The organism is Kushneria sinocarnis (assembly GCF_003633775.1).
Taxonomy (GTDB): domain Bacteria; phylum Pseudomonadota; class Gammaproteobacteria; order Pseudomonadales; family Halomonadaceae; genus Kushneria; species Kushneria sinocarnis.
In genome coordinates this window covers 249,543-270,756 of record NZ_RBIN01000007.1, presented here as the reverse complement: position 1 = coordinate 270,756, position 21,214 = coordinate 249,543, and the positions used below count along the sequence as shown (strand labels likewise).

Sequence of the window (21,214 nt, the reverse complement as noted above, 5' to 3'; positions counted from 1 at the left end):
GGCGCTGACGTCACGCTCCAGTACTGGCAGGATAAAAGAGCCCATGCACAAACCGCAGCGGGCTCTGGACTCAATAACAAGTAACGGACGTGGAGCTTTCATGCGGATACTGATGGGTCTTGCCGGCCCGCTCATCCTGATGGGGATCGCCTGGGCCCTGTCGGAGAATCGTCGTGCCATTCGCTGGCGTACCATTCTGGTGGCGTTTGCCCTGCAGGCCGGGCTGGGTGCGCTGGTCCTCTATGTGCCCCTGGGGCAAACCCTGCTGCTGGAGCTCAGCCGCGGCGTACAGGCGGTGATCGACAGCGCCAATGCCGGCATTTCGTTCCTGTTCGGTGGTCTGGCGAGCGAGCGCATGCAGGAGCTGTTCGGCAGCGGCGGCTTCGTGTTCGTGATCCGGGTACTGCCGGTCATTGTCTTTCTCTCGTCCCTGATTTCGGTGCTCTACTACCTCGGCATCATGCGCTGGATCATCCAGTTCATCGGCGGTGCCCTGCACCGTCTGGCCGGGACCAGCTACAGCGAGTCGATGTCCGCCAGCGCCAACATCTTCGTCGGACAGACCGAGGCACCGCTGGTGGTACGCCCCTTCATCGAGCGCATGACCCGCTCGGAGCTGTTTGCCGTGATGGTCGGTGGTCTGGCCAGCGTGGCCGGCGCCACCCTGGCCGGCTATGCCGCCCTCGGCGTCGAGCTCAAGTATCTCATTGCCGCCTCGTTCATGGCGGCGCCCGGCGGGCTGCTGATGGCCAAGCTGATGGTGCCGGAGACCGACACCCCCGAGCATCACGAGCGCATTCTGAAATCCGACCCCGACGAGCCGGTGGCCAATGTCATCGATGCTGCCGCTACCGGCGCCAGTGACGGTGTCCGGCTGGCCCTCAACGTGGGAGGCATGCTGCTGGCCTTCATCAGTCTGATCGCGCTGGTCAATCTGATCTTCGGCCTGGTGGGTGGCTGGCTCGGCTACGACGATCTGACCCTGCAGGCCCTGCTGGGTTACCTGTTCGCACCGCTGGCCTTTCTGATCGGCGTACCCTGGCAGGATGCCATCACGGCGGGCAGCTTCATCGGCCAGAAGATCGTGCTCAACGAGTTCGTCGCCTTCGTCCAGTTCACCGACCAGTCGGGCGGCCTGAGCGAGCATACGCGCGCCATCATCACCTTCGCCCTGTGCGGCTTTGCCAACCTGTCCTCGATTGCCATTCTGATGGGCGGTCTGGGCGGCATGGCGCCGGGGCGGCGTCATGACATTGCCCGGCTGGGCATGCGCGCCATCATCGCCGGCACCCTCTCCAACCTGATGAGCGCCTCGCTGGCAGGGCTGTTCATCGCTCTCTGATCCCGCTCGAGCGTGGCCTGATACCGGCGCTGATGACACCGCCCCGATGCCGTTCCGGCATCGGGGCGGTGGCGTCTGCGCAGGCTATCAACCGCAGCCCTGAATCAATCCGGCGGCTCCTGCTCCCGCGCGGGCTGCACCGGAGTACGCAGCAGGCCCTGGTCCAGCGCCATCCGGTGCGCCATCTGCGGGCCCCACCACAGCAGCGGCAGCAGCAACAGCGACACCGGTACCGCCGTGATCACGATGAAGGACTGCAGCGCATCGATCCCGCCTTCGCCCATCCACAGCAGTACGGCGGCCACCACACCGAAGGACAGCGACCAGAAGATGCGAATGCCGGTGGCCGGCGAGGCCTGCCCGGTGACCGACATCGCCATGGCATAGGACATCGAATCGCCGGTGGTGGCCACGAAGATGGTGGTCAGCAGCAGTACCAGCGGCACGATGAGTACGGAGAGCGGCAGCTGGGTGGTCACCGCCAGCAGCGCAGCCGGCAGCCCGCCTTCCTGGAGCGGTCCGGAGACGCTGCCGGGATCGAGCAGCTCATAGTGCAGCCCCGAGCCACCCAGGGCGGCAAACCAGATGTTGGTGGCAATCGGCGCCGTGATCGCCACGGCGATCACCAGTTCCCGCAGGGTGCGACCGCGCGAGATGCGCGCCACGAACATGGCCATCGACGGCACGAAGCCGATGAACCAGCCCCAGAAGAACAGTGTCCACCAGTCCAGCCAGCCGGTGTCGCTGCGCACCAGCGAGAGACCGATATAGTGCTGCAGATAGCTGCTGAAACCATCGAAGAACTGGCGGATCACGAAACCGCCCGGGCCGACGATCAGGATGAAGGCAAACAGCCCCAGCACCAGCCAGACGTTGAACTTCGACAGCCACTGAATGCCGCGCGACAGACCGGTGGCGGCCGACAGCGTATAGATCGTCACCAGTACCGCGAGCACCCCCAGCTGGGTGGCATAGCTGTCCGGCCAGCCCAGCAGCGCATGAAAGGAGTAGGAGAGCTGGGTGGCCAGAAAGCCGATCGGCCCGATGGTGCCTGCCGCCACTGCCAGAATGCACACCACATCGGCCAGGCTGCCCAGCCAGTGGGTCTCCACCCGCTGCCCGAGCAGCGGATAGAGCAGCGTCCGCGGACGCAGCCGAATACCGGCATGGTAGTGTGCATACATCATCACAATCGCCGACAGCGTGCCCAGACAGGCCCAGGCGCTGAAGCCCCAGTCGAAGAAGCTCTGGGCCAGTGCCGGTGCCACCGCCTCGGGCGAGGCTGCCTCAATGCCCTCGAAGGCCGGCGGAGTGGTGAGATAATGATAGATCGGCTCGGCCATCGACCAGAACACGCCACCCCCGCCCAGCAGCGAGCAGAGAATGACGGCGTGCCAGTTGAAGGTCGACATGGTTCTTTCGCTGTTCACGCCCCCCAGCCGGATGTCGCCATAGCGGGAAAAGCCGAGGATCAGCGCAATGACCAGATCGGCCAGCATCCACAGCTGCCAGTAGGCCCCGAACCAGCGGGTCGACCAGCCGAAGAGGGTATCCACCCCCTGACTGACCCATTGCAGGTTGATCAGCGCAGCGGCGGCAAAGAGCACCAGGCATCCGCCGCTCGCCAGAAAAACGACGCGCTGCCCCAGCAGCCGTCTGGAAGTATCGGACATGAAATCGGTTCTGTAGCGAAATGAGCGCGCCAGCCTAGCACGGCGCACAGACCGGCGTCGCAGCCGATGCCCGGCCACGCCATGCCCCCGGATCTGACGAACGATCGGGTTCATGCCAGGATAGCGTGCCAGATCCTGTTTTCCGCGCGCTCTGCAGCGCCACCAGTTTGGAGTTTTTGCCATGAGCGATGATCAGCGCCAGCAACGCCACCAGCGCGCCATGGAGCGCCTCAAGAGCCATGTTGACGAGCGGGTCGCCCGTGCCGACGAGGAACGCGGCCAGCTGCTGGTACTGACCGGCAACGGCAAGGGCAAGACCACCGCGGCCTGGGGCACGGTCACCCGGGCGCTGGGCTACGGTTACCGGGTCGGCGTGGTGCAGTTCATCAAGGGCCAGTGGGAGTGCGGCGAACGCGAACGCCTGGTTGATGACCCCAACCTGTCAGTGGCGATCATGGCCACCGGTTTCACCTGGGAGACCCAGAACCGGGAGAGCGACACCGCCGCCTGCGCCGAAGTATGGCGCGAGGCCGAACGCATGCTGGCCGATCCCGACGTGTATCTGGTGGTCCTCGACGAGATTACCTACATGCTCAAGTTCGGCTATCTCGCCATCGAGGAGGTCGAGCATGCGCTGGCCAACCGGCCCCACGAGCAGACGGTGATCGTGACCGGACGCAACGCCCATCGCCGGCTGCTGGAGATGGCCGACACCATTACCGAAATGCAGGAAACGCGCCACGCCTTCAACCAGGGCCTGAAGGCAAGACGCGGCATCGATTACTGAAACCGGCCGGCAGGCGTGCCGGGGGTGGGCGCCGACAGGGCCGCTGTCGTATGCTGCTGATCGACGCAACACGCTCTGGTGTGTCGCTGCCGCCTGTCGGCCCCGACATCCCGTGTGTCCCGAATACAAGGAGTTCGCATGCGCGCCCTGCCCCTCACCCTGCTGGCCATGATCGGCCTTTCGACCGCTCCGCTGGCACTGGCCGCCCCCGGTGACGACACCCATCGGGCTCATCTCGAGGTCCAGGCCCAGGCGAGCGTGGAGGTGGCACCGGATCGCGCCACCCTGACCGCAACCCTGTGGGAGAAGACGCCACCACGCGCGGCCGGCGACAGCGATCAGGGCGAGGCCCTGCAGCAGGCCCGCCAGCGTCTCGAGCAGCGCACTTCAAGGCTGCTGGAATCACTCGGCCAGGCCGGGGTGAGCGATGATCGACTCAGGGCCGGCAGCGTCTCGGTCCAGACGGAGCGGCTCGGCGAGCGCCAGAGCGGCGATGATGACAACGGCGAGCAGCGCATGCGCCTGTCGGTCGAACGTCCGATCACCATCGATGTTCAGGATCTCGCCCGCATTCCCGGCGTGGTGGATGCCCTGTTCGCCGCCCGCGTGGATCGGCTTGACGGCATCAGCTATGACGTGGCCGATCGCGACAGCGTGGAGGATCGCGCCCTGCAGCAGGCCCTCGAACGCGCGCGCGCCAAGGCCCGGCTGATGGCACGGACCCTCGGCACGCAGACCGGCCGGGTTCTGAGCATCGAGGAAACCCGCTCTCCCATGTTCAAGCCGATGATGGCACGCGCCGTCAGCGCCGAGAGCGGCGGCAGCAATGCCAGCTACAACCCCGGCACCATCAGCGTTGAAGCCGGCGTGGTGGTTGACTGGGCACTGGATGACCGCCAGCGCTGATACCCGGATGGCCCCGGTGATACAGGGTGAGTGCAGATGCGTCAGTTTGCCGTAATCGGACTGGGTTATCTCGGCAGCACGGTAGCGCTGGAACTCCATGCCCGGCACCACGAAGTGCTCGGCGTGGACAGCAGCGAAATCCGGGTCAACGGTGTCTCGGAACAGCTCACTCACGCCGTGATTGCCGATCCGGTGGATCGCAGCGCGCTCGAGGAGCTCGCGCTGAAGAACTTCGATGCCGTGCTGATCGACCTCGACACCCTCGAGGCCAGCATGATGTGCACCCTTCACGCTCAGGAACTCGAGGCCCGCGAAATCTGGGTGCGCGCCCTCTCCGACGAGCACTGCAGGCTGCTCGAGCGGCTGGGCGTCACTCACATCGTCCACCCCGATCACGATACCGGGCTGCGCATTGCCCAGAGCCTGAGCTATCGCTTCGTGATCGATTTCATTCATCTCGGCGAGGAGCAGTACGTGATCGAGATGGCGGCCACCGAGGCGATGCTTGAGCAGTACCCCGATACCGGCAGCCTGCTCGCCGGTGGCGATGCCACCCTGCTGGCCATCCGCCGGGGTGACGGGATCATCACGCACCCCCGGCCACGACACCGCCCTCGAACAGGGCGATCACCTGGTCATGCTGGGCAGACTCGAGTCGCTGCGACAGCTGAGCGGCCATGCCTGAGACGAGCGGCTGAAGATGACAGGACACGGTCGGCTGCTCAAACCGGCCCGGCGCACCTCACGCGGTCTGATCATTCGCCTGAGACCGCCGGAAATCCTGCTGATCGGCTTTACCCTGCTGGCCCTGCTGGGCATGCTGCTGCTCGAATGGCGCAACCCGGCCACCCTGGGCGGACTGCCACACTGGGATGACCGTCTCTGGGCCGCCTGGTTTCAGGCCGTCACCCCCCGTACGGCCGGATTTCATACCGTCGATACCGGCGCCCTGACCATGCCCGGGACGCTGCTGACCATGCTGCTGATGTTCATCGGCGGCGGGCCGAGTTCGACGGCCAGCGGCATCAAGGTCACCACCTTCGTGGTGCTGCTGCTGACAGCCCGGGCCTTTGTGCAGGGGCGCAACGAACCGGTGGCCTTTCAGCGTCGCATGAGCCCCGAGACCGTGACCAAGGCCGTGGCGGTCGCGATGGCCTCGATGCTGCTGATCTTCGTGGCACTGTTTTTGCTGACTGTCACCCAGCAGCATCTGGACTTCATGGACCTTGCCTTCGAAACGGTTTCGGCGTTCGGCACGGTCGGCCTGAGCCGCGGCATCACCGACCAGCTGACCCCGATCGGTCAGCTGCTGCTGATTGTCACCATGCTGCTCGGTCGCGTCGGGCCGCTGTCGCTGGGCTATCTGGTCGCCTCGCGCAGGGTACCCGGCACCCGTTTTGCCACCGAGCACATGCAGATCGGCTGATGGCTTCAGGCGCGGGTTCAGGCAAGAGCCGCGCCCGCCCCGGTACTATCCAGCGACCGCATTTTGACTTATGCTTTTATCGATACTGCTTATCCAGTCACAACTTTTTGAACCTTTCTTATGCTGGATTATAAACTTCTGGAAGCCCTGGGGGCCGTGGTGGATCAGGCCGGATTCGAGCGCGGCGCCCAGGCGCTGGGACTGACCCAGTCCGCCGTCTCCCAGCGCATCAAGCTGCTGGAGTCCCGGCTGGGCCAGCCGGTGCTGGTACGCGCACCGCGCATCGCCCCCACCGAGCTGGGCCGGCGACTGCTCAATCACATCCAGCAGGTCCGACTGCTCGAGCATGACCTGCTCGACTACGTGCCGGCACTGGGAGAGCGCGAGCACCGCCTGCGCATTGCCCTCAACGCCGACAGTCTCGACACCTGGTGGTGCGAGGCGGTTGCCGATTTCGATACCGGCCAGCCCCTGCTGTTCGATCTGGTGGTCGAGGATCAGGAAACGGCACTGACCCGCATGCGCGATGGCGAGGTAGCGGCCTGCCTGTGCGCGACTCCCCGCTCGGTACAGGGCGCGCGTGCCCGACCGCTCGGCGGCATGCGCTACCTGCCGGTCGCCACGCCCGGCTTCCTCGAGCGCCATTTCCCCGGAGGTATCACGCCTGACGCACTGACCGAAGCACCGGGTGTGGTGTTCGGCTCCGATGACCGGCTGCATCAGCGCTACATTGCCCATCACGGCGTTACCGCGCCCTTTCCCCATCACCTCTGCCCCTCCTCGGAAGGCTTTCACCGCATGATCCGGGCCGGACTCGGCTATGGCCTGGTGCCCGAACTGCAGTGTCACGACGCCCTCGAACGCGGCGAGCTTTCCCTGCTCGAGCACGATACCAAGATCGTGGTGCCGTTATACTGGCACTACTGGCGCCAGGGCGGGCAGGTGCTGGAAGCGCTCAGCGAGCATCTGACCCGGGTTGCCCGGCACTGGCTGACCGATCTCTCCGAGTCGGAACGGCACGAACCCGTGCCACCGACCTGAGCCTCGCGGGTGGCGATATCGGAGGAAGGAGGGATCGATACCGCCCTGTTGACGACGCTCGGAGGACACTGCCAATGACGACTTCCGCATTCCGTCACATCCTGTACCCGCTGGCCGCGGCCCTTGCCCTGCTGCTGACCGGCTGCATCGGCGCCGCTACCCCGCATGAGGCTCCCGTGCATCACATCACGGCCCGGGGCCAGGATCGCATCAATGCGCTCGACGCAGCGACCGACAGCGCCGGTCGGCAGTGCAGCCAGCAGCAGCGCCGACTGCAGGTCCGTACCACGGACGTGGCCCCGCCGGGCCACCGGGCCCGGCAGGATCTGGCGACAATCGAGACCCTGCCCCCGACCCTGGGTGAGATCGCGGCCGGCAGCCAGGAGGGTGAGGCCTGGCGGGTCGAACTGGGCTATCAGTGCCTGTAGGCAGGCCATCGCCGCCCTGTTCGGGAGGGTGTCAGCAACGCTGACGCCGGACACTTTCGACCTTGTCATCCAGCCCCTGCTCACGATCGGTGCGGGTGCCCACGCGCATCGACGTGGTTATCCGCGGCGCGCCCATCTCGTGCACCCGTTCGTGACACCGCTTGACCACTGCAAGGACATCATCCCACTCCCCTTCGATATTGGTGCCATAGGCATGTGTCCGATAGGACAGCCCGGCTGCCTCGATCTCTTCCTGACAGGCCGCCACATGCGCCGAAACCGAAACCCCTACGCCCAGTGGCACCACACATAGATCGATCATGACCTGCATTGTTCGCCTCCGCATGCATTATCGTGATAACAGCCAGGCCATACTGCCCCGGGAAACTTCTGAATGAGCCGCATCATTTCATTCAATGGGTTAAGACTCGCTTAATCGCCATGATCGGTTTATGATCATTGTATCCGCAAGGTTCATGCTTGTGCGCCTCGCGGTTGCTTATAATAGTCCACAGGACACGCCGGACGGGTGTCGGTGCCCACTGACATTCAGGGACTTACACAGGGAGGCAGCATGACGAGTCCAACCGTCAATGAATCCACCACGCTACCGGATACCAGATCGCGTCACGTCATCGAGCGCATGCTCGAAGGCACCGGCATCGCCCTCAATGGTAGTAATCCGTGGGATATTCGGGTACGTAACCCGCGCTTCTTCTCGCGCGTATTGAAGAATGGCTCGCTGGGACTGGGTGAGTCCTACATGGAAGGCTGGTGGGAGTGTGAGCGCATCGACGAGATGATGACCCGCCTGCTTCAGGCCGGACTCGGCGACCAGGCGCATACCCCGCTCGAACGCTTCATGTACCAGCTGCAGTCAACCTTCACCAACCTGCAGAGCAAAACGCGCGCCTACATGGTCGGCGAGCAACACTACGATTTCGGCAATGATCTCTTCGAGCGCATGCTCGATGACACCATGTGCTACTCCTGCGGCTACTGGAAGGAAGCGACCACCCTGCACGAGGCGCAGGTGGCCAAGCTCGATCTGGCCGCCCGCAAGCTTGATCTGAGCCCCGGCATGAAAGTGCTGGACATCGGCTGTGGCTGGGGCAGTTTCGCCGAGCATGCCGCACGCCACTACGGCGTCGAGGTCACGGGCATCACCATCTCGAAGGAGCAGGCCGAACTGGCACGCCAGCGCTGCGAGGGCCTGCCGGTGGAGATCCTGCTGGAGGATTACCGTGACCTGACCGGGCAGTTCGACCGGATCGTGTCGATCGGCATGTTCGAGCACGTCGGCCAGAAGAACTACCAGACCTATTTCGACACCGTGAAACGGCTGCTGGCGCCCGACGGCCTGTTCGTGCTGCACACCATCGGCTCCAACGAGTCCCGGGTCAGCGCCGACCCCTGGATCAACAAGTACATCTTCCCCAACGGGGTACTGCCTTCGGTTGCCCAGATCATCGCGCCCACCGAGAACCAGCTGGTCATGGAGGACTGGCAGAACTTCGGTGCCGACTATGATCGCACCCTCATGGCCTGGTACGAGAACTTCGAAAAGGCATGGCCGGAACTGGCCGGAAGCTACAGCGAAACCGCACACCGCATGTTCCAGTACTACCTGAACGTCTGTGCCGCGGCGTTCCGGGCCCGTGACATCCAGCTCTGGCAGGTGGTGTTCTCGCACGGGCGGCCCGGGCGCTATGACGCCCCGCGCTGAGGCGTGACCGGCGTCTACCTCGACGCCGGCACATCATCAAGCGTTGCCATCACCTGATGCGCGTGCCCGGCCAGGCGGTTGAGCATATCCTCGAAACTCGCCTGCTCCTCCTCGCTCAACGCAGCCAGCAGGCTGCGTTCGAGTTCCGCGGCCCGCGCCCTGACCGTTTCCAGCATCTCCCGCCCGGCGTCGGTAAAGGTGACACTGCGCGCACGCCGGTCCTCGCTGCAGCGTGTGCGCTGCACCAGCCCCTCCTGCTCCAGCAGCTCGAGTGTACGCATCAGGGAGGGCAGCTCGATGCCGAGCGCACGGGCGAGTGCCGACTGACGCACGCCCTCCCCCAGGCGATCGAGATGAATCAGCACCGCCCAGCGTGACTGGGTCAGCCCCAGCGGAGCCATGCCGGTATCGATGCAGCAGCGCCAGCGTCGCTGCAGCAGTGCCAGTCGCATGCCCAGCGACAACTGATCGAAGGGCTGCTCGGAGTATGTGGTCATGGCGATATCCTACAAATCTCCGGAAATAGCGGCAATCATGTCCTGCTGCCGGTGCGCGGTGGAAGTACCGCAATGGCAGTGGCATCATGATGGCCATGAATGCCACGCTCACCTGTCGGGTGAGATGGCGTGACCGTTTCCGCGGTCGCCAACCGATCGTTTACTGCTGATGAGGTAGCCCCGATGTTCGAGCGAATCGAGCGCGTCCCAGGTGATGCCATCCTGGGACTGATCGAAGCCTTCAAACAGGACCCCAATCCCGAGAAGGTGGATCTGGGTGTCGGTGTCTATCGGGACGCTCATGGCGAGACGCCGGTTCTTGCCTCGGTCAAGAAGGCGGAAGCACGGCTGCTCGAAAGCGAACGCACCAAGAGCTATATCGGTTCACATGGTGACCCTGAATATGGCCGCGCCATCCTGTCACTGGTGCTCGGCGCCGACTCGCCGGTGCTGGCCGACGATCGTGCCAGCGTCACCCAGTCTCCCGGTGGCACCGGGGCGCTGCGGCTGGCCGCCGATTTCATTCGCAGTCAGCTGCCGAATAGCTCGATCTGGCTGAGCAACCCGACCTGGCCCAATCATACCGGCATCTTCGAGGCAGCCGGCATCAGCATGGAACGCTACCCCTATGTCAGCGATGACAACCGACTCGATTTCGAGGCCATGCGCGACTGCCTGGAGCGCATTCCCGAAGGCGATGTCGTGCTGTTGCATGCCTGCTGCCACAACCCTTCCGGATTCGACCTGAATCACGAGCAGTGGCAGGAAGTGCTGAACATCGTGAAGCGCCGCAGGCTGCTGCCGCTGATCGACTTTGCCTACCAGGGCTTCGGTGACGGTCTGGAAGCAGACGCCCATGGCGCCAGGCTGCTGGCCGACAATCTGGATGAGGCCATCATCACCAGCTCCTGCTCGAAGAACTTCGGTCTCTATCGCGAACGCACCGGCGCACTGATCATGATCGCCCGTGACAGCGAGCAGATGCAGAATGTCCGCTCCCAGATCGCCATCACGGCCCGCGAGAACTACTCCAACCCGCCTGCCCATGGTGCGGCCGTGGTCAGGGAGATCCTGAGCGATGCCACCCTGCGTGCCGAGTGGGAGGAGGAAGTCACGGGCATGCGGGATCGCATCAACAGCCTGCGTCACGATTTCGTCGAAGCACTCGCGCCCCACGGCCTGAGCGACCGCTTTGCCTTCATCCGCGAGCAGCGCGGCATGTTTTCCTATACCGGCCTCTCTCCGCAGCAGGTCGATCGGCTGCGCGACGAATTTGCCATCTACATGGTCCGCTCCGGGCGCGCCAACGTGGCTGGGCTCTCGGCCGACAGACTGGACTACGTGGCGCGCGCCATCGCCAGCGTCGTCGACTGAACCGCTCCGGCCGTCGGTTTCCGGCGGCCGGCCGGCAATCTGCTAATCGTGGTGCAGATCGAGTGCACTGGGACCATACACCCGGCGGTATTCATCCTGATCGATGTAGCCGTTGCTGTCCAGATCCACCTGGCGCCAGCTCTGGGGCAGTCCCGAGGCATCGAACTCCTGCTGCGAGATCAGCCCATTGCCATTGAGATCGACCTGACCGAAGGTGGCGCCCGGGTCCCCGACGCGCGCCCGGGATGAGGGGGCACTGCCGGCACAGCCCTCCAGCAGCAGCAGACCGGTCAATAGCAGGACTCCCGACTTCACGTTCATGGCATGTGCGCTCCAGAGTTACCGATCGCTCAAGGATCGCCTCTTTCGGCGCCGGCTGCCATGCCGGAACGTGGATCGGACCTGGCGCCGCACCTCATCGCCGCACTTCATCGCCCCGCTGGCGCACTTCCGGATCGGCAAGACCACGACGAAACTCGGGGAAGGAAACGGCACCGCTGCCATCACGATCGAACACATGCCACTGCTCGCCCAGCCCGGCCTGCTCGAGCTCCAGCGGCGAGAGTCGGTCATCGCCATCCCGGTCATGTACTTCAAAGGCGTGCCTGTCCGCTGCAGCATCGCCGTCATCAGCCGTCGACGAGTCGACCGGGGTAGTGCATCCCGTGACGCCTGCCACCACGGTGCCGGCTGACAGCAGCACCGCCATGACACGCCTTCGCCTGCGTACGCCTGCACTCAGTGACATGCCACTCCTCCGATCGCATCCGGGACATGACCGACTCGAACGCTGCGACCATGTCATGGTGACTGTTCTGTCTGCGTTTGTGCCATGCCGGGGGCCGGCATGTCATCCGCTGCCCGGCCCGTGAAAGGGGCAGGCCTGGCCGGCGTCTGCCCGTGCCGCGAGCCACCGGGAGGCTTACAGCCGATCGAGACCGCTCGCCAGATCGCGCTGCAGATCCTCCTGATGCTCCAGCCCCACGGCAATCCGGATCAGCCCTTCGCCGATGCCGGCCGCGGCTTTCTGCTCATCGCTGAGCCGGCCATGCGTGGTGGTGGCCGGATGGGTGATGGTGGTCTTGGTATCGCCGAGGTTGCCGGTAATCGACAGCAGCCGACAGGCATCAATTACCGACCAGGCAGCCGCGCGGCCGCCCTCGACCTCGAAGCCCAGTACCGCGCCGAAGCCCTGCTGCTGACGCCGGGCCAGCGCATGCTGGGGGTGATTCTCCAGCCCACTGTAGTAAACCCGTGCCACCTTCGGATGGGCTTCCAGCCAGCGCGCCAGATGCAGGGCGTTATCGCAGTGGGCCCGCATGCGAAGGCCCAGCGTCTCCAGCCCCTTGGTAAAGATCCAGGCGTTGAACGGACTCATGCAGGGGCCGCAGGTGCGTACCACGCCGTGCACCTCCTTGAGCAGGGCTTCGGGACCCACCACGGCGCCGCCCACGGCACGCCCCTGCCCGTCGAGATACTTGGTCGCCGAGTGCACCACCAGGTCCGCCCCCAGTTCGAAGGGGCGCTGCAGGGCCGGGGTACAGAAGCAGTTGTCGATTGCAAGCCAGGCATCGGCCTGATGGGCGATGTTAGCCAGTGCCTCAATATCCACCAGCTCGGAGAGCGGATTGGAAGGCGTCTCCGCGAACAGCAGCCGGGTGCGCGGGGTAATGGCCTCCTGCCAGGCCTGAAGATCGGAAAGCTCGACAAAGCGGGTCACCACACCGAACTTGCCGAAATACTTGTCGAACAGACTGACGGTCGAGCCGAACAGCGAACGCGAGGCCACGATCTCGTCGCCTGCTTCCAGCAGCCCCAGTACCAGCGACATGATGGCCGCCATGCCGGATGCCGTGGCCACGCAGCGCTCGCCACCTTCCATGGCCGCCAGCCTGGTTTCGAAGGTCTGCACGGTGGGGTTGGTAAAGCGAGAATAGACATTCCCCGCTTCTTCCCCCGTGAACTTCCGGGCCGCCTCGGCGGCGCTGGCATAGACAAAGCTCGACGTCGGAAAGATCGGCTCGGAATGCTCCTGCTCACCGGTACGCTGATGGCCGGCGCGGATGGCCAGGGTATCGGGATGCCAGAGTGGCTCATCATCTTGCATGAACGGCCTCGTTCGCTAGCGTCAGCGGGTCGGCGGCTGCCGACCCGACGTGGGTCATTCGATCTCTTCGGTGTCGTTGTGCAGATCCACCAGCGCATGATCGCTGGCCTCCTGCTGACGGGCCGCATCACTGCGCGCGATCTCAAGGCGGGCCAGATAGTCCGGATCGATATCGCCGGTGACATAGCGGCCATCGAAGACCGAACAGTCGAATTCGCTCAGTTCCGGATTGATCTCGCTCACGGCGGCCCTGAGATCATCGAGATCCTGATAGATCAGGCGATCGGCACCGATCAGGTGCGCCACATCCTCTTCACTGCGATCATGTGCGATCAGCTCCATTGCCACCGGCATGTCGATGCCGTAGACATTGGGATAGCGCACTGCCGGCGCCGCAGAGGCAAAGTAGACATTGCGCGCGCCTGCTTCACGCGCCATCTGGATGATCTCGTTGCAGGTCGTTCCCCGCACGATCGAGTCATCGACCAGCAGCACGTTCTTGTCCTGGAACTCGATGTCGATGGCGTTGAGCTTCTGACGCACCGACTTCTTGCGCAGGGTCTGGCCGGGCATGATGAAGGTCCGACCGATATAGCGGTTCTTCATGAACCCTTCGCGGTAGGTGACCCCCAGATGCTGCGCCAGCTCGAGTGCAGCGGTCCGGCTGGTATCGGGGATCGGAATGACTACATCGATATCATGATCGGCCCACTCGCGCTCGATCTTGGCCGCCAGCTTCTGGCCCATCCGCATTCGCGTCCAGTAGACGTTGGCACCATCGAGAATCGAATCCGGCCGGGCCAGATAGACATACTCGAAGATGCAGGGCGTCAGCCGGGTATTCTCGGCGCAGCGCTGGGTATGCACCTGACGCTGCAGGTCGATGAAGACGGCTTCACCCGGCGCCAGATCGCGAATCATCTCGAAACCGGCCACATCCAGTGCCACCGACTCCGAGGCGATCATGTATTCCGGCCCGTCCGGGGTCTCGCGCTTGCCGAAGACCACCGGGCGGATGCCGTGCGGATCGCGAAAGGCAACCAGCCCCTGGCCGTTGATGATGGCCACCGCCGCGTAGCCACCCTTGCAGCGACGATGCACCCGCCGGATGGCATCGAAGATATCCTCGGCGTCGAGCTGATGCCCCTGCTTGCCCAGTTCATGGGCGAAGACATTGAGCAGGACTTCGGAATCCGAACTGGTGTTGATATGGCGCAGATCGGTCTTGAACAGCTCCTGAACCAGCTGATCGGAGTTGGTCAGGTTGCCGTTGTGTACCAGCGCCATGCCATAGGGGGAGTTGACATAAAAGGGCTGGGACTCGGCCTCGCTGGAGGAACCGGCCGTCGGATAGCGGACATGACCAATGCCGATGTTGCCTCTCAGCCGTTTCATGTGTCGGGTATGGAAGACGTCGCGTACCAGCCCGTTGCTCTTGCGCAACAGGAAGCGCCCTTCATCCCAGGTCATCATCCCGGCGGCGTCCTGACCGCGGTGCTGCATCACGGTCAGGGCATCATAGACCGCCTGATTCACCATTGAGTTGGCCATCAGGCCCACGATTCCGCACATTCGGTCTTCACCTCGCTAGCGCTGCGATACCTGCATCAGGCATCGCGCAGGTCGTTTACTGCAGTCGGGTCCCGTTACTCTCTGCAGAAGGCGGCATGGCACGTTCCGGGGGCGGCCGGGTCAGTGGCGCACCTCCCTGCTTCAGCAGTTCGAGCGCGCGCTGACGATACCGATCTCCCGTATCGGGTGCAAAGCGCGCCAGTGCCGCATCGCGCAGATCCAGCACCACCGGCAGCAGCACCGACTGCTGCCAGGCAGTGCTCAGCTGCATCGGCGAGAGTGCGGCCACCGCCATCAGCAGCACCACGATGGCTCCACCCCGCAACAGTCCGAACAGCGCGCCCAGCAGACGGTTGAAGGGGCCCATGCCAACCCACTCGATCAGAGCGTGCAGCACCCGAATGACGATACCGGTCGCGATGACCACCACCAATACCACCAGTACGAAGCCGATCGCCAGCCGAATGTCGCTGTTGGCAACATGATCGCGCAGCAGCTCGCCGGCCCGACCGGCATAGCGGGAGGCTGCAATCAGCGCCGCTATCCACGCGGCCAGGCCCAGCGCGGCGCGAATGAAGCCGCGCATGGCGCCTGACAGCGTGGACATCAGCAGGATCGCGGCAATAACGCCATCGACCCAGGTCCAGCTCATTACTGTTCGTCTCGGCGCACAACGAGGCCCTTGATGTTGGCCCGCTGCTGAAGCTGGGTGCGCGCCTGCTCACCGGCTTCGGAAGAGTTGTAGGGTCCCACATAGACGGTCTGCAGATCGTTGCGGGCCTTCTGGTAGGCATCGAAGCCCAGGTCCTTGAGCCTGCTGACCAGCCGATCGGCGTTATCCGCCTTGCCGAAACTGCCGGCCTGCACGGCCCAGCCACCACTGCCGCTGCCGCGATTGGCCGCGTTCATGATGGGATCGTCGCTCTCCTGCTGCGGCTCGGAGGAGCCTGACTGCTGCGATGCGGTCTCGGCAGATGAATCACGCCCGGCCGGCTGCTCGGTCGGCGCTGCCGACTGACGCTCCGCCGTACCCGAGGGCGCACCTTCACGATCGGCAGGCGAGCCGGACTGCCCGTTGCCGGGCGAGGAAGGCAGCAGCTGCGAGCTCTGCGAGGCCTGCGGATTGCCCTGCTGCGGCCGGCTGTCCGGCTGGGGCGCCGGAGACTGATTGCCGCCCTGCGCGGCCTGACGCTCGTCGAGCGGCGATTCGGGGCTCTGGACATCGTCACGCTGCACATCGATCGGCTGTTCGATGGTCATGGTCGGCGACGGCCCCTGATCACGCGGCTCGGGGTCGCCGAACAGCATCGGCAGCACGATCACGGCCACCGCAATGATGATGACTGCTCCGACAATGCGCTCGCGCTTGCCATACTTCATGCAGATTTCTCCCTCTCCTCGACCATGGCCGCCAGCGCTGCCCCCACGGTCAGGAATGAACCACAGATCAGCGCTTCATCGTATTCATCCGCGTGATCGCGCAACCATTGCACTCCGGCAGCGGGCTGATCGGTTTGTTCCCGGAGCCGGCCACCTGCACGGGTTACCCGCTCGGCCAGCTGTTCGGCGCTCAGGGCGCGGGGGCCTTCGAGCCCGGTAATCAGCCATTCGTCGACCACCGGTGCCAGAGCGCTCACCACGCCCTCGATATCCTTGTCAGCCAGCATCCCCAGCAGTGCCAACCGCTTCACTGCCGGACGCTGCTGCAAGCGCTGCGCCACATGTAGCGCAGCATGCGGATTGTGGGCGACATCCAGACACCAGCGATCATGCCACTGCATGCGCCCGGGCAGCTCGATGCCGTTCAGGGCCGCCTGTACCTGCGCCTGCACAAGCGGCACGCCGGCACAGTGCAGCGCCTGCAGTGCGGTGGCGGCATTATCCAGCGGCAAGCCGGGGTCGGGCAGATCGGCCAGCACCGGTCGCGAGGCATCGCCCTGCCACCGCCACCCTGCCATACGGGTGTCGATACTGCAGTCGAACTCACGACCCAGCCGGTGGCACCCGGCAACGGGCAGCCCTTCGGCATGCTGCACGACCGAGTCCACCATGTCGCGACTGCCCAGTACCACCGGACGACCGGCGCGCATGATGCCGGCCTTTTCCCGCCCGATTCCGGCCAGATCATCGCCCAGAAAGGCCGCGTGGTCGTGGGCAATCGTGGTGATCACCGCGACATCGGCATCAATGACATTGACCGCATCGAGCCGACCGCCGAGTCCCACTTCCAGCACGGCCAGCGCCGGCTGCTGCTCGGCAATCAGCCACAGTGCCGCCAGCGTGGTCATCTCGAAATAGGTCAGGCGGGTCTCGTCGCGGGCCCGCTCCACGGTTTCCAGCGCGCGGACCCAGCTCTCGTCCGCCAGTTCCCGGCCGGACAGCGCCAGACGCTCGTTGAAACGCTGCAGATGCGGCGAGGTATAGGCCGCCGTGGTCAGCCCGTGGGCCCGGGCCACGCCTTCGATCATGGCCACCGTCGACCCCTTGCCATTGGTGCCGGCGACGGTAATGACCCGGCCGGCGATCGGCGCACGGGTCAGGCCGAGCCGCTCGGCGACCGCTCCCACCCGCTCGAGGCCGAGCTCGATACTCACCGGATGGCGCTGTTCGAGGTCGCTCAGCCATTGCGCCAGGGTTGGGTCGGTCATTCGCTGGTGTCTGCCTCACCGCCATCGAAGGTCGAGACAGTCGCGCTGCTCCCCTCGGACTCACTGGGCTCGGGCTCGGGCTGGTGGGTAAGCTTGCGCATCAGGCTCCCCAGCCGATCACGCATGTCCTGACGATGCAGGATCATGTCGACCGTGCCATGTTCGAGCAGGAACTCACTGCGCTGGAAGCCCTCCGGCAGCTTTTCGCGCACGGTCTGCTCGATGACCCGGGGGCCGGCGAAGCCGATCAGCGCGCCGGGCTCGGCAATGTTGAGATCCCCGAGCATCGCCAGCGAAGCCGAAACACCGCCGAAGACCGGATCGGTCAGCACCGACACATAGGGCACGCCGCTCTGGCGCAGCCGTTCCAGCGCCGCCGAGGTCTTGGCCATCTGCATCAGCGAAAACAGTGCTTCCTGCATGCGCGCACCGCCACTGGCGGAAAAACAGACCAGCGGGCAGCGCTGTTCCCGCGCCATGGTAGCCGCCTGGGCAAACTTCTCGCCCACCACACTGCCCATCGAGCCGCCCATGAAGGAGAACTCGAAGGCCACGGCCACCACCGGCAGACCATCGACGGTCCCGCGCATGGCGACCAGGGCATCGTTCTCTTCGGTACTCTTCTGGGCGCTGGCCAGACGATCCTTGTACTTCTTGGAGTCGCGAAAGCGCAGGCGATCGACCGGTTCCAGATTCGGAGCGATCTCTTCGCGGCCCGCTTCATCAAGGAACCAGCCCAGACGCTTGCGGGCCCCAAGGCGCAGGTGGTGATCGCACTTGGGACAGACATTGTGGTGACGCTCCAGCTCGGGACGGTAGAGCACCGCTTCACAGCTGGGACACTTGCGCCACAGGCCATCGGGGATGCTGTTGCGACGATCGGTGCGCTGGGTGCGCCCCATCGAGGGAACAATCTTGTCGAGCCAGCTCATGGCAAAAGGTTTCCGGAGTTGCGATTGGAACGAATGCGTTGATCCGGCCGAAACCGGATACTGACGCCGGCAGCCGCAAGCGGGCGACTGCCGGGGAGATTCAGGTACGGTCCATGGCCTCGCGCATGCCGGCCAGGGTACCCGCCAGCTTGGTCGCGATCACATCGGGGGTGTCGGCATTGTCGGCAATCAAGCCGACCAGCGCACTCCCCACGATCACGCCATCGGCCACCTGCGCCACGGCCGCTGCCGACTGCGCATCACGGATGCCGAAGCCCACGCACAGCGGCAGATCGCTGAACTGGCGCAGATGCGCGAGCTGACGGGAAACGGCCTCGACATCGATGCTGGCCGAACCGGTCACACCCTTGAGCGATACGTAGTAGAGATAGCCGGAGCCATGCCGTCCGATGACCGCTGCGCGCTCATCGGAAGTGGTCGGAGCGATCAGATAAACGGCATGCAGCGCGTGCTCGTTGAGGTGCACGCTGAGCTCATCGGCTTCCTCCGGAGGCATGTCGACGATCAGCACCCCATCCACGCCGGCCGCGCGACACTCGCGGGCAAAGGTGTCATAGCCCATTCGCTCGATGGGATTGAGATAGCCCATCAGCACGATCGGTGTCCGGGTATCCTCTTGCCGGAATTCGCGCACGATATCGAACACGTGACTCAGCCGGGTGCCCTGTTTCAGGGCCCGCTCGCAGGCCTTCTGAATCACCGGGCCATCGGCCATGGGGTCGGAAAACGGCACCCCCACTTCCAGCAGGTCGGCACCGGCCTCCACCAGCGCGTGCAGGAACTCGGCGGTGTACTGCGGCGCCGGGTCGCCGGCCGTGATATAGGGAATCAGCGCCTTGCGGGACTCGTCGCGCAGGCGAGCGAAGCATTGGTCAATGCGGTTCATGCCGCGATTCTCAGAATTCGATACCATCTATCCTGGCCACTGTCAGAATGTCCTTGTCGCCACGCCCGGAAAGATTGACGACGATGTGCTGATCGGGCGTCATCTCCCTGGCCAGCACCTTCGCATGAGCGAGTGCGTGCGCCGTTTCCAGTGCCGGCATGATGCCCTCGATGCGCGTCACCTCACGGAATGCTTCCAGCACCTGGTCGTCATTGGCCACGACATAGTTGACCCGGCCAATGTCCTTCCAGTGCGCATGCTCGGGGCCGACCCCCGGATAGTCCAGGCCTGCCGAGATGGAGTGGGTATCGAGTACCTGGCCGCCCTCGTCGGACATGATATAGGTGCGATTGCCGTGAAGCACGCCACGCGGCGCATTGCCGGCCAGCGGCGCGGCGTGGCGGCCGCTTTCGATGCCTTCGCCTCCGGCCTCGACGCCGTACATGGCCACGCCCTCGTCCTCGATGAAGGGATAGAACAGGCCGATGGCATTGGATCCGCCACCGACACAGGCCACCAGCGCATCGGGCAGGTGACCGATCTGCTCCAGCGACTGGCGCCGCGCCTCGCGTCCGATGACCGAGGTGAAGTCGCGCACCATGGCCGGATAGGGGTGAGGCCCGGCCACCGTGCCAATGATGTAGAAGGTATCATCGACATTGGTCACCCAGTCACGCAGGGCCTCGTTCATGGCATCCTTGAGCGTGCGCGAGCCGGATTCGACAGCGTGCACCTCGGCACCGAGCAGGCGCATGCGATAGACATTGAGCTTTTGACGTTCGACATCCTCGGCGCCCATGTAGATCTCGCACTTCAGCCCCAGCCGGGCACAGACGGTTGCCGTGGCAACACCATGCTGACCGGCACCGGTTTCGGCAATCACCCGCGGCTTGCCGGACTTCTTCGCCAGCAGAGCCTGACCGATGGTGTTGTTGATCTTGTGCGCGCCGGTGTGGTTGAGATCCTCGCGCTTGAGCCAGATCTGCGCCCCACCCAGTTCGTTCGACCAGCGCGAGGCGTGATAAAGCGGCGAGGGCCGCCCCACGTAATGGCTCAGATCGTAATCGAAGGCCGCCTGAAATTCGGCGTCGTCCTTCAGCCCTGCATAAATGCGCTCGAGCTCCTCGAGCGCAAAGCTGAGGGTCTCCGACACGAACCGGCCACCGTGAACGCCGTAGCGTCCCCGGGCGTCAGGCAGTCGGGTCAGATCACTGTATCGGCTCACCGGTGACACCTCTGTTTGATACATTCCGAATGAAAGCCTGCAGCCGTGCAGGATCCTTGATGCCGCGCTCGCGCTCGACACCGCCCGAGACATCAACGCCCCACGGGCGTACGGCAGCGATGGCAGCATCGATGTTGTCCGGGGTCAGACCACCGGCGAGAATAACAGGTTTTGCAAGCGTTCGCGGAATCCGCGACCAGTCGAAGGTCTCCCCCGTTCCTCCCGGCATGCCGGGGCGAAAGGCATCCAGCAACAGCCCCTGAGCGGCACTGTAGCGCTGTTCGACAGCGGCGAGATCGACCTCCTCGCGCATGCGCACGGCCTTGATCCAGGCCTTGCCGTAGGCTTCACACGCCTCGGGCGGCTCATCGCCGTGAAACTGCAGCAGATCCAGCCAGGGGGCACAGCGAGCGATCAGCTCGGCGTTTTGATCGACGAACAGGCCCACCCGGGTCACGAACGGCGGCACCCTGGCAGAGAGCGTCATCATGTGCTCCACGCTGATGGCGCGCGCGCTCTCCGGCCACATCACGAAGCCGATCGCATCGGCCCCTGCGGCCACTGCCGTATCGAGATCCTCTTCACGCGTGATGCCACAGATCTTGACTCGAACTCGACTCATC

23 protein-coding genes are annotated in these 21,214 nt (G+C 64.5%); 9 read left to right on the top strand and 14 right to left on the bottom strand.

The features are described from left to right. Positions 1–100: 100 nt before the first annotated feature. Positions 101–1,342, top strand: coding sequence for a NupC/NupG family nucleoside CNT transporter (locus C7446_RS13225; RefSeq protein ID WP_121173583.1), 1,242 nt, complete (start codon positions 101–103; stop codon positions 1,340–1,342). A gap of 104 nt (positions 1,343–1,446) precedes the next feature. Here C7446_RS13225 and C7446_RS13220 read toward each other — a convergent pair whose 3' ends face one another. Further along, positions 1,447–3,015, bottom strand: a complete 1,569-nt coding sequence (locus C7446_RS13220) for a BCCT family transporter (protein ID WP_121173611.1) — start codon at positions 3,013–3,015, stop codon at positions 1,447–1,449. Between the two features lie 181 nt (positions 3,016–3,196). Here C7446_RS13220 and cobO point away from each other — a divergent pair, with 181 nt between their 5' ends. From cobO to C7446_RS13190, 6 genes are all read left to right on the top strand, one after another. Continuing rightward, positions 3,197–3,802 (top strand): cob(I)yrinic acid a,c-diamide adenosyltransferase, encoded by a 606-nt coding sequence (gene cobO, locus C7446_RS13215; protein ID WP_121173582.1) that lies wholly within the window; start codon positions 3,197–3,199, stop codon positions 3,800–3,802. Between the two features lie 138 nt (positions 3,803–3,940). Further along, positions 3,941–4,708, top strand: coding sequence for an SIMPL domain-containing protein (locus C7446_RS13210; RefSeq protein ID WP_121173581.1), 768 nt, complete (start codon positions 3,941–3,943; stop codon positions 4,706–4,708). Between the two features lie 36 nt (positions 4,709–4,744). Next, the gene (locus tag C7446_RS16700) at positions 4,745–5,584 is read left to right on the top strand and encodes a potassium channel family protein (RefSeq protein ID WP_121173580.1); all 840 of its coding nucleotides are present in this window, start codon (positions 4,745–4,747) and stop codon (positions 5,582–5,584) included. After that, positions 5,526–6,134: a potassium transporter TrkG gene (locus C7446_RS13200; RefSeq protein ID WP_245977848.1), complete on the top strand. Its 609-nt coding sequence runs from the start codon at positions 5,526–5,528 to the stop codon at positions 6,132–6,134. Before C7446_RS16700 ends, C7446_RS13200 begins: the two co-directional genes overlap by 59 nt. A 120-nt stretch (positions 6,135–6,254) precedes the next feature. Next, positions 6,255–7,175, top strand: a complete 921-nt coding sequence (locus C7446_RS13195; protein WP_121173578.1) for a LysR family transcriptional regulator ArgP — start codon at positions 6,255–6,257, stop codon at positions 7,173–7,175. Positions 7,176–7,249: 74 nt separating this feature from the next. Further along, positions 7,250–7,603: a hypothetical protein gene (locus C7446_RS13190; protein WP_121173577.1), complete on the top strand. Its 354-nt coding sequence runs from the start codon at positions 7,250–7,252 to the stop codon at positions 7,601–7,603. Positions 7,604–7,634: 31 nt separating this feature from the next. On the opposite strand, the gene C7446_RS13185 is transcribed toward C7446_RS13190, so the two are convergent. Beyond that, a complete protein-coding gene (locus C7446_RS13185; RefSeq protein WP_121173576.1) occupies positions 7,635–7,934 on the bottom strand; it encodes an MTH1187 family thiamine-binding protein in 300 nt (99 codons plus the stop codon). 243 nt (positions 7,935–8,177) lie between these two features. Here C7446_RS13185 and cfa point away from each other — a divergent pair, with 243 nt between their 5' ends. Beyond that, the gene (gene cfa / locus C7446_RS13180; protein ID WP_121173575.1) at positions 8,178–9,329 is read left to right on the top strand and encodes a cyclopropane fatty acyl phospholipid synthase; all 1,152 of its coding nucleotides are present in this window, start codon (positions 8,178–8,180) and stop codon (positions 9,327–9,329) included. A gap of 14 nt (positions 9,330–9,343) precedes the next feature. Here cfa and C7446_RS13175 read toward each other — a convergent pair whose 3' ends face one another. Further along, a complete protein-coding gene (locus C7446_RS13175; RefSeq protein ID WP_121173574.1) occupies positions 9,344–9,826 on the bottom strand; it encodes a MarR family transcriptional regulator in 483 nt (160 codons plus the stop codon). Between the two features lie 183 nt (positions 9,827–10,009). Here C7446_RS13175 and C7446_RS13170 point away from each other — a divergent pair, with 183 nt between their 5' ends. Beyond that, on the top strand, positions 10,010–11,200 hold the full coding sequence (locus tag C7446_RS13170; protein ID WP_121173573.1) for an amino acid aminotransferase: 1,191 nt from the start codon (positions 10,010–10,012) through the stop codon (positions 11,198–11,200). A 42-nt stretch (positions 11,201–11,242) separates the two neighbouring features. Here C7446_RS13170 and C7446_RS13165 read toward each other — a convergent pair whose 3' ends face one another. The 11 genes from C7446_RS13165 to C7446_RS13115 form a co-directional block, all read right to left on the bottom strand. After that, the gene (locus tag C7446_RS13165; RefSeq protein ID WP_121173572.1) at positions 11,243–11,521 is read right to left on the bottom strand and encodes an EF-hand domain-containing protein; all 279 of its coding nucleotides are present in this window, start codon (positions 11,519–11,521) and stop codon (positions 11,243–11,245) included. A gap of 94 nt (positions 11,522–11,615) precedes the next feature. Continuing rightward, a complete protein-coding gene (locus tag C7446_RS13160) occupies positions 11,616–11,948 on the bottom strand; it encodes an EF-hand domain-containing protein (RefSeq protein ID WP_147408777.1) in 333 nt (110 codons plus the stop codon). 174 nt (positions 11,949–12,122) lie between these two features. Then, positions 12,123–13,307, bottom strand: coding sequence for an O-succinylhomoserine sulfhydrylase (locus C7446_RS13155; protein WP_121173570.1), 1,185 nt, complete (start codon positions 13,305–13,307; stop codon positions 12,123–12,125). Positions 13,308–13,361: 54 nt separating this feature from the next. After that, a complete protein-coding gene (gene purF / locus C7446_RS13150; RefSeq protein WP_121173569.1) occupies positions 13,362–14,879 on the bottom strand; it encodes an amidophosphoribosyltransferase in 1,518 nt (505 codons plus the stop codon). A gap of 55 nt (positions 14,880–14,934) precedes the next feature. Beyond that, positions 14,935–15,531, bottom strand: a complete 597-nt coding sequence (locus C7446_RS13145) for a CvpA family protein (RefSeq protein WP_121173568.1) — start codon at positions 15,529–15,531, stop codon at positions 14,935–14,937. Next, positions 15,531–16,259, bottom strand: coding sequence for an SPOR domain-containing protein (locus C7446_RS13140; protein WP_121173567.1), 729 nt, complete (start codon positions 16,257–16,259; stop codon positions 15,531–15,533). Before C7446_RS13140 ends, C7446_RS13145 begins: the two co-directional genes overlap by 1 nt. Continuing rightward, positions 16,256–17,527: a bifunctional tetrahydrofolate synthase/dihydrofolate synthase gene (gene folC / locus C7446_RS13135; protein ID WP_121173566.1), complete on the bottom strand. Its 1,272-nt coding sequence runs from the start codon at positions 17,525–17,527 to the stop codon at positions 16,256–16,258. Before folC ends, C7446_RS13140 begins: the two co-directional genes overlap by 4 nt. Further along, a complete protein-coding gene (gene accD / locus C7446_RS13130) occupies positions 17,524–18,459 on the bottom strand; it encodes an acetyl-CoA carboxylase, carboxyltransferase subunit beta (RefSeq protein WP_121173565.1) in 936 nt (311 codons plus the stop codon). Before accD ends, folC begins: the two co-directional genes overlap by 4 nt. A gap of 100 nt (positions 18,460–18,559) precedes the next feature. Next, positions 18,560–19,366 (bottom strand): tryptophan synthase subunit alpha, encoded by an 807-nt coding sequence (gene trpA, locus C7446_RS13125; protein ID WP_121173564.1) that lies wholly within the window; start codon positions 19,364–19,366, stop codon positions 18,560–18,562. Positions 19,367–19,376: 10 nt separating this feature from the next. After that, positions 19,377–20,615 carry a tryptophan synthase subunit beta gene (gene trpB, locus C7446_RS13120; protein ID WP_121173563.1) on the bottom strand — a complete coding sequence of 413 codons (1,239 nt, stop codon included), beginning with the start codon at positions 20,613–20,615 and terminating at the stop codon, positions 19,377–19,379. Further along, entirely contained in the window at positions 20,575–21,213 is a 639-nt protein-coding gene (locus C7446_RS13115) for a phosphoribosylanthranilate isomerase (protein ID WP_245977847.1), read from the bottom strand. Before C7446_RS13115 ends, trpB begins: the two co-directional genes overlap by 41 nt. Between the last annotated feature and the right edge of the window lies 1 nt (position 21,214).